Source organism: Azospirillum sp., assembly GCF_050789165.1.
The window spans coordinates 86,869-99,664 of record NZ_JBOZRT010000010.1; the positions used below are offsets into that span (position 1 = coordinate 86,869).

The 12,796-nt window shown below is 69.5% G+C and carries 11 protein-coding genes; 5 read left to right on the plus strand and 6 right to left on the minus strand.

The genetic code is table 11. The features are described from left to right. Positions 1–78 precede the first annotated feature (78 nt). Positions 79–1,005, minus strand: a complete 927-nt coding sequence (locus tag ACRWK7_RS01675; RefSeq protein ID WP_431854424.1) for a 2-dehydropantoate 2-reductase — start codon at positions 1,003–1,005, stop codon at positions 79–81. A 359-nt stretch (positions 1,006–1,364) separates the two neighbouring features. Between ACRWK7_RS01675 and ACRWK7_RS01680 the strand changes: the two genes are divergently transcribed. The 3 genes from ACRWK7_RS01680 to ACRWK7_RS01690 all read left to right on the plus strand — a co-directional run bounded on the left by ACRWK7_RS01680 (position 1,365) and on the right by ACRWK7_RS01690 (position 4,164). Then, positions 1,365–1,829 carry a cache domain-containing protein gene (locus ACRWK7_RS01680; RefSeq protein ID WP_431854425.1) on the plus strand — a complete coding sequence of 155 codons (465 nt, stop codon included), beginning with the start codon at positions 1,365–1,367 and terminating at the stop codon, positions 1,827–1,829. A gap of 52 nt (positions 1,830–1,881) precedes the next feature. Continuing rightward, positions 1,882–3,594, plus strand: a complete 1,713-nt coding sequence (locus tag ACRWK7_RS01685; protein ID WP_431854426.1) for a methyl-accepting chemotaxis protein — start codon at positions 1,882–1,884, stop codon at positions 3,592–3,594. Positions 3,595–3,693: 99 nt separating this feature from the next. Continuing rightward, positions 3,694–4,164 carry a Dps family protein gene (locus ACRWK7_RS01690; protein ID WP_431854427.1) on the plus strand — a complete coding sequence of 157 codons (471 nt, stop codon included), beginning with the start codon at positions 3,694–3,696 and terminating at the stop codon, positions 4,162–4,164. Positions 4,165–4,405: 241 nt separating this feature from the next. Here ACRWK7_RS01690 and ACRWK7_RS01695 read toward each other — a convergent pair whose 3' ends face one another. The 3 genes from ACRWK7_RS01695 to carB form a co-directional block, all read right to left on the minus strand. Beyond that, entirely contained in the window at positions 4,406–4,987 is a 582-nt protein-coding gene (locus tag ACRWK7_RS01695) for a hypothetical protein (protein ID WP_431854428.1), read from the minus strand. A 21-nt stretch (positions 4,988–5,008) separates the two neighbouring features. Continuing rightward, complete coding sequence (gene greA, locus ACRWK7_RS01700) at positions 5,009–5,482, minus strand: transcription elongation factor GreA (protein WP_431854429.1); 474 nt, start codon at positions 5,480–5,482, stop codon at positions 5,009–5,011. 82 nt (positions 5,483–5,564) lie between these two features. After that, complete coding sequence (gene carB / locus ACRWK7_RS01705) at positions 5,565–8,816, minus strand: carbamoyl-phosphate synthase large subunit (protein WP_431854430.1); 3,252 nt, start codon at positions 8,814–8,816, stop codon at positions 5,565–5,567. Between the two features lie 253 nt (positions 8,817–9,069). Here carB and ACRWK7_RS01710 point away from each other — a divergent pair, with 253 nt between their 5' ends. Next, the gene (locus ACRWK7_RS01710; protein ID WP_431854431.1) at positions 9,070–9,873 is read left to right on the plus strand and encodes a hypothetical protein; all 804 of its coding nucleotides are present in this window, start codon (positions 9,070–9,072) and stop codon (positions 9,871–9,873) included. Positions 9,874–9,878: 5 nt separating this feature from the next. After that, entirely contained in the window at positions 9,879–10,229 is a 351-nt protein-coding gene (locus ACRWK7_RS01715) for a hypothetical protein (protein ID WP_431854432.1), read from the plus strand. A gap of 44 nt (positions 10,230–10,273) precedes the next feature. On the opposite strand, the gene ACRWK7_RS01720 is transcribed toward ACRWK7_RS01715, so the two are convergent. Together ACRWK7_RS01720 and ACRWK7_RS01725 are read right to left on the minus strand one after the other, a co-directional pair. Next, positions 10,274–12,037, minus strand: a complete 1,764-nt coding sequence (locus ACRWK7_RS01720) for a di-heme-cytochrome C peroxidase (RefSeq protein ID WP_431854433.1) — start codon at positions 12,035–12,037, stop codon at positions 10,274–10,276. A 237-nt stretch (positions 12,038–12,274) separates the two neighbouring features. After that, positions 12,275–12,763 (minus strand): DinB family protein, encoded by a 489-nt coding sequence (locus ACRWK7_RS01725; protein WP_431854434.1) that lies wholly within the window; start codon positions 12,761–12,763, stop codon positions 12,275–12,277. Between the last annotated feature and the right edge of the window lie 33 nt (positions 12,764–12,796).

Sequence of the window (12,796 nt, forward strand, 5' to 3'; positions counted from 1 at the left end):
GAATGGTCCACCCGCGGGCGGGGACCTGTCGACGGAAAAAAGGGGCGGCATCGCGTCACGCCACCCCTGTGCCGCGGACTATTTGGCCGGCTGACCGTCCGCGTAGGGCGCCAGCGCCGCCGCGATCACCCGGTGCACCGGCGTGGGCACCTCCAGCTCGCGGCCCAGCCGCACCACGGCGCCCGACAGCCAGGGCAATTCCAGCCGGCCGCCGCGCTCCAGGTCGTTGAGCATGGAGGACTTCATTTCCGGCACCAGGCTGTCGATCAGCGTGCCGATGCGGTCCAGGATGTCGGGGCCGAGGTTGACCGCCTTGCGCCGCGCCAGCTCCGCCACCTCGGCCACCGCGTCGAGGAACAGGGCGCGCGTCTCCGGCACCGCGCGGATCACGCCGACCGGCTGCCGGGTCAGCGCGGTGACGCCGCTGAAGGGGGCCAGGAAGGTGAACTTCTCCCAGATCATCGACAGGATGTCCGGGCTGTAGATGGCGTCGAAGCCGGCGTCGGCGGCCAGTGCGTGGAAGCGCGTCATCCGCTCCGACCGCTTGCCGTTCAACTCGCCGAAGCTCAGGCGCGCCATGGTGCCGGTGTGGCGGATGACGCCCGGGGCGAAGACCTGCGCGGCGATGTGCGCCACGCCGCCGGCCACGTGCGCGGCGCCGACCGCGGAGGCCAGCGTCTCGGCGCTGGTGACGCCGTTCTGCAGGGTGATGACCGCCGTGTCCGGGCCGACCAGGGGGGCGAGCTTCGCCGCCGCCGCCTCGGTGTCCCACAGCTTGACGGCGAACAGCACGATGTCGACCGGGCCGATGGCGGCCGCGTCGTCGCTGGCCGTGACGTTCTTCAGGTGGAGATTGCCGGCCGCGCTCTCGATGCGCAGGCCGTCCTGCCGGATGGCCGCCAGATGCCGGCCGCGCGCCAGGAACGCCACGTCCGCCCCGGCGGCCAGCAGTCTGGCGCCGAAATAGCCGCCGACCGCGCCGGCGCCCATGACCGCGATGCGCATGCCGAATCCCCCCATCCCGTTGCCTGTTCCGAGAATAGTGGACCCGGCGGTGTTGTGCGGCAATAGGCCGCGAAGCCGCAGGGCCGCCTGGAGGCGCTCGCAGAGGGCGCCGCCGCGCCGCTCGTGCATTGGGATGTTCCGCCGTTTCCGCCCTCGATCATAGGTATGGCTATGATTGTTGCGGCGCAGCAACCTAAGTATGACAAAGGAAAAATTGAGCGGACAAATTCGTGAAATCTTTCGATAGTAACGACTGATCTGCGCGCCGACCGGATACGGGAACAAGGTGTCGCGAAAGACTTGCGAATGCGCGCCGGTATCCGACCGGAAGCGTCAAGAATCATTATGGGGGAAAACGAATGCGCGCACTGTTCCGTCTCGTCACCGCCGGCCTGCTGGTGCTCGGCCTGTCCGGGGCCGCCGCCGCCCAGGACAAGAAGCCGACCATGGACGACGCCAAGGCGACCACGCTGAAGGCGGCCGAACTGCTGGCCGCCAAGGGCCTGGACGCCGCCGCGACGGTCTTCAACGCCGACGGCGAGTTCAAGCACGGCGAGATCTACGTCAACGTCATCGACCTGGACGGCGTCTGGCGCGTCTACCCGCCGAAGCCGGCGGGCGTGGGCCAGAACATGAGCCAGGTGAAGGATGCCGACGGCGTCTTCATCATCCAGGAGATCCTCAAGGTCGCCAAGGACAAGGGCGAGGGCTGGGTCGAGTACCGCTGGAAGAACCCGGCGTCGGAGAAGATCGAGCCGAAGGTCACCTACGTGAAGAAGGTCGACGGCAAGGACCTCGTCGCCTACGTCGGCATCTACAAGTAAGCCCGGCGGGCGCCGGGCGACCGGCGCCCCCGGCTGGAGATCGGGAAGCCACATGAACCGCGGGATTCTCGCTCGGGTGAGCGGCACCTCGGTGGCCGCGCGCGTGTTCGCCGCGCCGCTGCTGGGCATTCTTCTGACGGTCGGCGCGCTGCTGCTGGCCGACCGGCAGGCGGAGCAGGCCACGGCGGCCATCGACGCCATCCACCTGTCGGCCGGCGAGCGGCGCGACCAGATCGACCGGCTGGTCGCCACCGCCTACCAGATCCATTCCGACGTGTCGCGGCATCTGGCGCTCGCCGGATCCGGGCTGGAGGACGCGAAGCTCAAGGTGATGCGCGACGCGGTCGACGCCAACCTCGCCAAGGAGCGCAAGGCGCTGGCGGCGCTGGCGGCGCTGCCGCTGGCCGAGGGCGAGCGGGCGCTGCTGGCCGACATCGGCAAGCGGCTGGACGCCTACGCCAAGGCGGTGGACCAGATGAACGAGATGGCGACCATCGACCGCCTGATCGCCATCCCGCTGATGGGCGCCGTGGACGACCAGTTCAAGGGCCTGACCGACAAGGCGCTGGCGGCGCAGGAGGCCATCGGCCGCTCCACCGCCAAGGCCACGCAGGACACCCGCGACGCCGCGGCGGCGGCGCGCACCGAGTTCGCGCTGGTCATGGCGGCGCTGCTCGCGGCGATGGCGGCGGGCGGGTTGCTGCTGGCGCGCAGCATCACGGTGCCGCTGCGCCGGCTGTCCGACACCACCACCGAGCTGGCCGCCGGCCGATTGGACGCGGCGGTGGACGGCGCCTGGATGAAGAATGAGATCGGCGCCATGGCGCGCGCGCTGCAGGTCTTCCAGGACAACGCCCGCGAGGTCGAGCGCCTGACGATCAAGCAGGAGCGGCAGAAGCAGGAGGCCGAGGCCGAGAAGCACCGCGCCATCCACGACCTGGCCGACCTGTTCGAGGCGCGCGTCAGCGAGGTGGTGCAGCAGGTGGGATCCGGTGCCAGCCAAGTCCGCGCCAACGCCAAGGGGATGCTGGAGCGCGCCGAGGCCGCCAACCGGCAGGCCGCCTCCGTCGCCTCGGCCAGCCAGCAGGCGGGCATGAGCGTGCAGACCGCCGCTGCCGCGACCGAGGAGATGTCGGCCTCCATCGCCGAAATCGGCGGGCAGGTGCGCCGCTCCTTCGACATGGTGCGCGCCGCCGTGCGCGCGGTGGAGGAGACCAACGGCCACGTCGTCGGCCTGTCGTCCGCCGCCGGCAAGATCGGCGAGATCGTCGGACTCATCAACTCCATCGCCTCGCAGACCAACCTGCTGGCCTTGAACGCCACCATCGAGGCGGCGCGGGCCGGCGAGGCTGGCAGGGGCTTCGCCGTCGTGGCCAGCGAGGTGAAGAACCTCGCCACCCAGACCGCCAAGGCCACCGAGGACATCCAGAACCAGGTCGGCGGCATGCAGGCGGTGACCGGCGCCGCCGTCGGCGCCATCAGAGGGGTGGGGGAGACGGTGGTCGCCATCGACCAGATCATCGGCACCATCGCCCGCTCCATGGAGCAGCAGGCGGCCGCCACCCAGGAGATCAGCCGCAACGTGCACGAAGCGGCGGCCGGCACGGCGGACGTCTCCAGCACCATCGGCGACGTCTCGGCCAGCGCCGGCGAGACCGGCACCGCGGCCGGCGAGGTGCTGCGCGCCGCCGAACTGCTGGACGGTCAGGCGGTGACGCTGGGCGGCGAGGTGCGCCGGTTCATCGACCGGTTGCGGCAGGGCTGACCGCGAAACCCAGGGGTGCGGCATCGTGGCGCGGCGGGGTTGAAACCGCCGCGCCGCGACCAAGGTAGGCAGACGGACCAAACCAAGGAGGGCTACACCATGCAGATCGACATCGGCATCGCCGAAGCCGACCGCAAGGCCATCGCCGAGGGGCTGAGCCGCGTGCTCGCCGACACCTTCGCGCTGTACCTGAAGACGCACAGCTTCCACTGGAACGTGACGGGGCCGATGTTCAACACGCTCCATGTGATGTTCATGGAGCAGTACACCGAGCTGTGGACCGCGCTGGACGAGCTGGCGGAGCGCATCCGCGCGCTGGGCTACCCGGCGCCGGGCAGCTTCACGCAGTTCACCAAGCTGGCGTCCATCGCGGAAGAGACCACGGTGCCGCGCGCCACCGACATGATCCGCCAGTTGGTGGAAGGCCACGAGGCGGTCGCCCGCACGGCGCGCGCCGCGTTCCCCACCGCCGAGCAGGCCAACGACCAGCCGACCGCCGACCTGCTGACCCAGCGCCTGCAGATCCACGAGAAGACCGCGTGGATGCTGCGCAGCCTGCTGGAGCAGTGATCTCTTTCCGCGATTCCCCATGACCGCGCCGCAGGCGCATTATCAATGTGAAATGCCCCTCTCCCCTTGTGGGAGAGGGGGTGGGGAGAGGGGGCGTAGCGGCCGGGAGGCCGCATAAAGACTCTCTTGCCCGCCATCTGGCGGTAATCCCCCTCTCCCCAAACCCCTCTCCCGCAAGGGGAGAGAGGCTTCTTCTTCCTCCGCGAAGTGGCGAGGGACCGGGCCGACGCGGGCCGTCTCTTCAGAACCGGACCACCATCCGCACCGGCGCGTCCTTCAGCACCGTGATGTTCCAGCCCCAGCAGCCGCCGGCCGTCTCCGGCTTGGTCTGCGCGTTGCTCTCCACCACCGTCCCCGCGGTCTTCACGCACAGGCGCCCCGCCGCGTCACCCAGGCCCATCCTGGCGAGCTGCGTGCGGTCGCGGTCCTTCAGCGCCGGGGTGACGATCTCCAGGGAGCCGTCGGGCTGCCGGCGGATGGCGACGAGGTCGGCGAACGTGGTCTTTTCACCCACCGGCGGCAGCGCCTGCATCCAGTGCACCGCCGCTTTGGCGCGGCCCTTGCCGAGCGGCGCGTAGTCCACCGTGCCGCCGTCCGTGCGAACGTCCGCGGCGACGGCGTCCAGCGCCTCGCGCACGGCCTTTTCGTCCTCGGCGGGCGTCAGCTTGGCGGCGTCGGCGTAGGCGGACATCGCCACCAACTCGCCGCGGTAGTCGAGCGTCGCCCGCTCCGCCCCGACCTCCAGCGTCGCGTCGAAGCGGTCCGGCAGCAGGCAGCCGGACAGCAGCGCGCAGGCGGCGGCCAGGGCGAGGGCGTGGCGCATCGGGAGGCAGCCCGGACGGGCTTACTTGAAGGCGAGGGTGACGATCTCGTACAGCTTCGAGCCGCCGGGGGTCGGCACCTCGACGCTGTCGCCGACCGACTTGCCGATCAGCGCGCGCGCCAGCGGCGAGGTGATCGACAGGAAGCCGTTCTTGATGTCGCTCTCCTCCGAACCGACGATCTGGTAGGTGATCTCCTGGTCGGTGTCCTCGTCGGCCAGCGTCACGGTGGCGCCGAACTTGACGGTGTCGCCCGACAGCTTGGACGGGTCGATGACCTCGGCCCGGCTGATCTTGTCCTCCAACTCGCCGACGCGGCCTTCGATGAAGCTCTGGCGCTCGCGCGCGGCGTGGTACTCGGCGTTTTCCGACAGGTCCCCGTGCTCGCGCGCCTCGGCGATCGCCTTAATGACGGCGGGCCGCTCCACGACCTTCAGGTGCTTCAACTCTTCCTGCAGGCGGTCGTAACCCGCCGCGGTCATCGGCACTTTTTCCATGTCTTGCGGTCCATCAACCCAGCGAACACGAATCCAGGGAAAGATTTCGGCGCGACGGAAGCCGCCGCGCCGTCAACCATCCCTAGTACGATCCGCTAAGGTACGACTGCAGCGGGGCAACTTCAAGGCTGCCGTTCCGCAGCGCCGCGATGGCCTCCACCGCCGCCCGCGCCCCCGCCACGGTGGTGTAGTAGGGGATGTTGTAGGTCAGCGCCGTGCGCCGCAGGCTGAAGCTGTCGGACAGCGCCTGGGCACCCTCCGTGGTGTTGATGACCAGCGCCACTTCGCCGTTGATCATGTGATCGACGATGTGCGGCTTGCCCTCCACAACCTTGTTCACGATCTCCGCGACGACGCCCGAGTCCTTCAGGAAGGCGGCGGTGCCGACGGTGGCGACCAGGCGGAAGCCCATGTCCTGGAGCTTCTTCGCGATGGCCACCAGCGACGCCTTGTCGCGGTCCTTGACCGAGATGAAGGCGGTGCCCTGGGTCGGCAGCGTGACGCCGGCGCCCAGCTGCGACTTGGCGAAGGCCAGCGCGAAGTTGTGGTCGAGGCCCATGACCTCGCCGGTGGACTTCATCTCCGGGCCCAGCACCACGTCCACGCCGGGGAAGCGGGCGAACGGGAAGACGGCTTCCTTCACCGCGGTGTGCGGCGGGTTCGGGCCGTTCAGCTTGAAGTCCTTCAGGCGCTCGCCGGCCATGACGCGGGCGGCGATCTTGGCGATGGCGGTGCCGGTGGCCTTGGCGACGAAGGGCACCGTGCGGCTGGCGCGCGGGTTGACCTCCAGGATGTAAACCGTGCCGTCCTTCACCGCGAACTGCACGTTCATCAGGCCGACGACCTTGAGCGCGCGGGCCAGCGAGTCGGACTGCCGCTCGATCTCGGCGATCACGTCCTTGGGCAGCGAGTAGGGCGGCAGCGCGCAGGCGGAGTCGCCGGAGTGGATGCCGGCCTCCTCGATGTGCTCCATCACGCCCGCCACGTAGACCTGCTGGCCGTCGCAGACCACGTCCACGTCCACCTCGATGGCGTCCTGCAGGTAGCTGTCGATCAGCACCGGGTTCTTGCCGGACACCTTCACGGCGGTGCCCATGTAGCGCTGGAGCCCGGCCATGTCGTGGACGATCTCCATGGCGCGGCCGCCCAGCACGTAGGACGGGCGGATGACGACCGGGAAGCCGATGCGCTCGGCGACCGTCTCGGCCTCCTTGAGCGAACGGGCGAGGCCGTTGGCCGGCTGCTTCAGGCCCAGCTCGTGCAGCAGCTTCTGGAAGCGCTCGCGGTCCTCGGCGAGGTCGATGGCGTCCGGCGAGGTACCGAGAATCGGGATGCCGGCCTTCTCCAGCGCCTCGGCCAGCTTCAGCGGCGTCTGGCCGCCGAACTGCACGATGCAGCCCAGGACCTTGCCGTTGCGCTGCTCGACGCGGACCAGCTCGATCACGTCCTCGGCGGTCAGCGGCTCGAAGTACAGGCGGTCGGAGGTGTCGTAGTCGGTGGAGACCGTCTCCGGGTTGCAGTTGACCATGATGGTCTCATAGCCGGCCTCGCGCAGCGCGTAGACGGCGTGAACGCAGCAGTAGTCGAACTCGATGCCCTGGCCGATGCGGTTCGGGCCGCCGCCGAGGATCACGACCTTGGTCTTGTCGGTCGGCTCGGACTCGCACTCCGCCTCGCCCGACCCGTCGGTCTCGTAGGTCGAGTACATGTAGGGGGTGCGCGACGGGAACTCGGCGGCGCAGGTGTCGATGCGCTTGAACACCGGCGTCACCTGCACGGCGCGGCGGGCCGCCGCGACCTCGGCTTCGGACTTGCCTGACAGCTCGGCGAGGCGGGCGTCGGAGAAGCCCATCTGCTTGAGCTTCAGCCAGCCGTCCTTGGCCGTCGGCAAGCCGTTCGCCTTCACCACCGCCTCGGCCTCGACGATGGCCTTGATCTGCTCCAGGAACCACGGGTCGTACTTGGAGGCGTGCTGCACGTCGGCGACCGAGAAGCCGTGGCGGAACGCCTGGGCGATCACCAGCAGGCGGTCGTGCGTCGGCTTGGCCAGCGCGCCGCGGATGGTGGCCGCATCCGGCTCGACGCCGGCCACGCCGATGTGCACCTCGTTGAAGCCGGTCAGGCCGGTCTCCATGGAGCGCAGCGCCTTCTGCACGGACTCAGCGAAGGTGCGGCCGATCGACATCGCCTCGCCGACCGACTTCATGGAGGTGGTCAGCAGCGGCTCGGCGCCCGGGAACTTCTCGAAGGTGAAGCGCGGCATCTTGGTGACGACGTAGTCGATCGTCGGCTCGAAGCTCGCGGGCGTGCAGCCGGTGATGTCGTTGGTCAGCTCGTCCAGGGTGTAGCCGACCGCCAGCTTGGCGGCGATCTTGGCGATCGGGAAGCCGGTGGCCTTCGACGCCAGCGCCGAGGAGCGCGACACGCGCGGGTTCATCTCGATCACCACCAGGCGGCCGGTGGTCGGGCTGACGGCGAACTGCACGTTGGAACCGCCGGTCTCCACCCCGATCTCGCGCAGCACCGCGATCGAGGCGTTGCGCATGATCTGGTATTCCTTGTCGGTCAGCGTCAGCGCCGGGGCGACGGTGATCGAATCGCCGGTGTGCACGCCCATCGGGTCGATGTTCTCGATGGAGCAGATGATGATGCAGTTGTCCGCCTTGTCGCGGACGACCTCCATCTCATACTCCTTCCAGCCCAGCACCGATTCCTCGATCAGCACCTCGCCGACCGGGCTGGCGCGCAGGCCGCCGCGCACGATGTCCTCGAACTCCTCGCGGTTGTAGGCGATGCCGCCGCCGGTGCCGGCCAGCGTGAAGGACGGGCGGATGATGGCGGGCAGGCCGACGAGTTCCAGCGCCTCCAGCGCCTCGCGGAAGGACTTCACCATGCGCGAGCGCGGGGACTCGAGGCCCAGCTTGTCCATGGCGTCGCGGAACAGGATGCGGTCCTCGGCCTTGGCGATGACGTCGCGCTTGGCGCCGATCATCTCCACGCCCAGGCGCTCCAGGGTGCCGTCGTCGGACAGCGCCATGGCGGTGTTCAGCGCGGTCTGGCCGCCCATGGTGGGCAGCAGCGCGTCGGGGCGCTCCTTCTCAAGGATCTTGGCGACCACGGCGGGGGTGATCGGCTCGATGTAGGTGGCGTCGGCGAGGCCCGGGTCGGTCATGATGGTGGCCGGGTTGGAGTTGACCAGGATGACCCGGTACCCCTCCTGCTTCAGCGCCTTGCAGGCCTGGACGCCGGAATAGTCGAACTCGCAAGCCTGACCGATGACGATCGGCCCCGCGCCGACGATGCAGATGGACTTGATATCGGTACGCTTGGGCATGGCGGCTCGCTTCTGGCATTCAGTCAGCAAAAGCCCCCTCCCCGCCGTGTGCGCGGGGAGAGGGGGCGGGAATATGACGTGGCAAGGCCCCCTTATACGGACTAACCCCGCCGGGGGGAAGAGCCCGGTTGGGCGATCCGGCCATGCCGCTGAAACAATGCAAGCGTGGGCTGAAACGCCGCTTGAACCGCCGCTCGAACGGCGTCATCAATCGATGCACCGGGGTTGCCGTACCCCTTTCGGAGCCGCCTCCATGTCCGTGCACGCCTTCGCCAAAGACAGCCGCGCCTGCGCCGCCTGCGTCTCCTGGGGCGGCGAGCGCGCGATGGCGCCCGACAACACCCTGGTGCACGTCACCCGCTACAGCGTCGAGGGCGCCTGCCTGACCGCGATCAGCCAGGACTACCGCAAGGTCACCAAGGCCTATCACACCTGCACGGCGTGGCAGTCGCTGCCCCTGCTGCGGTCCCATGGCGGCCGGTCGGAGCGCACGCCGGGGCCCTCGGCCGCCATCTCGGCGCTGATCGCCAGCGGCGCCAGCGTGCCCGCCGCGGTCGCCGCCCCTCCTGCGCCCAAGCCGAAGGCCGAACCCGAGCCGGACGGCCGCCGGACCGAGCCGCTGGACATCGACAAGGTGCCGCCCGCGGCGCGCGTGCTGGTCGCGCACTGGCTACGATTGAAGGCGCAGCTCAAGGCGCTGCCGGCCTCCTGGGACCTGGACACCGCGCAGATCCGCGAGGCGGTGCCGCGGCTGGCGCTGCTGGTGCCGGTGGACGGCGGCAAGGACTTCCTCTACCGCGCCTGCGGCCGGGCGATCCAGCGCCGGCTGGGCACGCGCCCGCTGATGAAGACGGTGTCGGCGCTGCACCCCGACGCGGCGGAGCGCTGGCTGGTCGATCTCAGGGCCTGCCTGGACGGCGGCGAACCGGTCAGCCTGCTGGTCAAGGGCGACCCGATCCTGCCGGGCTCCCGCTTCGTCGAGGTCATGCTGCCGCTCACCGACGAGTCCGGCCGGCCGGCCAGCGTGCTGGCCTACCGCCACCTGCCCGGCGGCTGAGGGCGATGGGCGGCCCGCATGAGGGTGCGCCCACCGGCAGCCTGGGGCCGGTGGACCTGTGGCCGGCGGTCCTGTGGATCGCCGCGGGCATCTACGCCTTCGCCGGTGCCCCGGCGCTGTTCACCTGGTGGAAGGGCGTGGCGTACTTCCTGGTCGGCTCCCCGGTCATGCTGCTGGTCACCGGCACGGCGACGGCCCGCCTGCGCCGCGCCGTGGTGGAGATGGTCACCGACGTCTTTCCCCAGCGCGACCGGCTGACCGACGCCGTGCTGGTGATGCTGCGCGGCCTGCTCGCCGTCATCGAGGCGATGCTGGTGCTGTTCGCGGCCAGCGGCACGCTGCAGCTGCTGGGGTGAAGCGGCGGCGGATCGCTCCGCCGCCGCACGCCGTTCCGGACCGCTTACAGCCCCTTCAGGAACTCGACCAGCGCCCACTTGTCCGCGTCGGACAGGGTGGTGCCGAACTCGTGCCCGCAGCGGCTGTTGCCGGACTTCAGGTCTTCGCAGCCGGTGGTCTTCATCACCGTCTTCAGGCCGGTCTGCGTCTTCGCCAGACCGACATTGACCGCGTCGTAGTCGGCGCCGATCTCGAAGGTCGCCGGGCGCTGGGCGGCCGGGGTCAGCAGGTCCCACAGCGTCGGCACCGAGCCGTTGTGCAGGTATGGCGCCGCCGACCAGATGCCGTAGAGCACGCGCGACTCGTAGCACGGCGGGCTGTAGCCGACGTCGCAGAAGGTGCCCGACGACTGCGGCTTGTCCGCGGCGTTCGCCGTGGCCGCCGCCGCCGTGGCGGTCTGCGCGTCGATGCCGCGGTTCTTGAAGAACTGCATGGTGTTGAGCGCGTCGGCGTCGACGTTCTTCAGCGAGACGTCGGTGGGCTGCAGCGCCGGCAGCAGGTGCTGCAGGATGCTGCCCATCACCGACGTCTGCAGGATCGCGATGGACGGCGACGGGTTGGCCAGCGGCGCGCTGGTCGGGTCCAGCTCCTTCGGCAGCGAGGCGCCGGTCAGCACGCCCGGGTTGGCGGTGCGGGGCAGCACCAGCCATTCCGTGCCGTCGGTGCCGACGTTCTGGATCGGCGTGTTCCAGCTCGCCCGCGCGGTGCCGGTGGGCAGCGCGTGGCAGCCCAGGCACTCCGCGTTGTAGAGCTGAAGGCCGCGGTTCACCTTGGTCTGGTCGATGGCGCCGGGGAAGGGCGGCGGCTTCAGCGTGGTGATCAGGTCCTCGAGGATCTTCAGCCCGGTCATCTGGACCGAGTTGTTGTTCCAGTAGTTGACGCCGAGGATCGGGTGCCACTCGCTCTTCACCGGGTTGAACTGGCCGAAGACGCCGAACACCTCGCCGATGTTGCGGCCGAGCGGGGCGAGCACGCTGGTCTGGTCGGTGAAGCCCGGCCACTGCGTCTTGTTCTGCCGGCCGGCGTTCCACAGGAACGGGTAGCGGACCGGGGCGATGGCCGGCTGGATGTTCTCCGGGATCAGGTAGTTGGCCTGCTTGGGCCCGAGGTCGAGGCCGGTCAGCCGGTTGTAGATCATCGACACCGCGTCGAGGCGGGCGAGGCCCCACGGCGTGCCGGTCAGCGCCTTGCTCATCAGCGTGTGGAAGGGGATCGCCCATTCCAGCACCTGCTTGCGCAGCTGCGCCTTGTTCCTCGGCTCGGGCACCGCCTGCGCGAACTCGACCCAGCCCGGCCCGAGCGCGTAGGTGACGGCGTCGTCCAGGTCCACCATGAAGGCGAAGAAATCGGTGATCGCCGGGCCGCCGTCGATGCGCAGCGTCTGGCCGTTGATGCGCAGGTCGCGCGTGTGGCAGGCGGCGCAGGTCATGCCGATGACGCTGTCGTTGCGGTTGCCGTTGGTCGCGTTGAAGCCGACCGGCAGGCCGGCGACGGCCGAGGCCATGTTGGGCAGGTAGCCGTAGCGCTGCAGGCTGTCGGCGAGGAACGGCGTCTTGCGGTCGCGCTGCTTCAGCGCCTGGAGCCAGCGCAGCGGGATCATCCGCGAGCCCTGGTCCTCGGTGTAGTACTGGGCCTGCTGCGCGGGGGTCCAGCCCTGCGCGTTCGGTTTCTGCGCGTTCGACTGGGCCGCGGCGTCCTGCGCGTGCGCCGCCGTCGCGGCCAGCAGGCCGACGGCGACGCCGACCCCCATGATGGTGCGAAATACCATAATTCTCTCCCGCTGTGCCGTATAAGCGATCCGAGGAGAGTCCTTTCCGGCGAAGGCATGCGAATGCTTCGCCCGATTAATGTATTGTTCCCCTGATCGGATCTCCTTTAATCGTAGGCGGATAATAATGCTGCGGCCAGAAAATTGGTATGAATATATAGATATGCACGCGTGGAGTGTTTGCTGAAGTCCGGCGCGGGCGATGCTTGGCCGCCTCAGGGGGGGGCGCGTTCCGCGTCAATCGCGCAGGAAGTAGACGAGGTCCAGCGCCGGCACGCTGAGGCCGAACTGCGTCAGCAGCGTGTGCGCCTGCCCGCGGTGGTGCGTCTGGTGGTTGAAGACGTGCGCCAGCAGCTGGCCGAGCGGCAGCTCGACGGGCGAGCCGTCCATGCTGCGGTAGGCGAAGGGCCGGTCGAGGCGCGATGCGTCCAGGTCGTTGACGAAGGCGAGGATGCGCTCGTCCTCCGCCGCGCGGGCGGTGCGAAGCTCGTCGAAGCCGTCGTGCAGGATGGCGTTGAGGCTCGGCGGGTTGACGCCCTCGCCGGTGAAGCGGTTGAACCACACCCGGTCGCCGACCAGCAGGTGGTTCAGCGTGCCGCGCAGCGAGCCGAAAAAGGCGCCGCGGTCCTCGCGGAACTGCGCGTCGGTCAGCTCCGCGGCGACGGCGTAGAGGCGGCGGTTGGCCCAGCGGTTGTAGTGCGCGAAGGTGACGAAGTGGGACTTCATGGGCGGCCTCCGTTCCTCGCCCGCCCCCGCCGG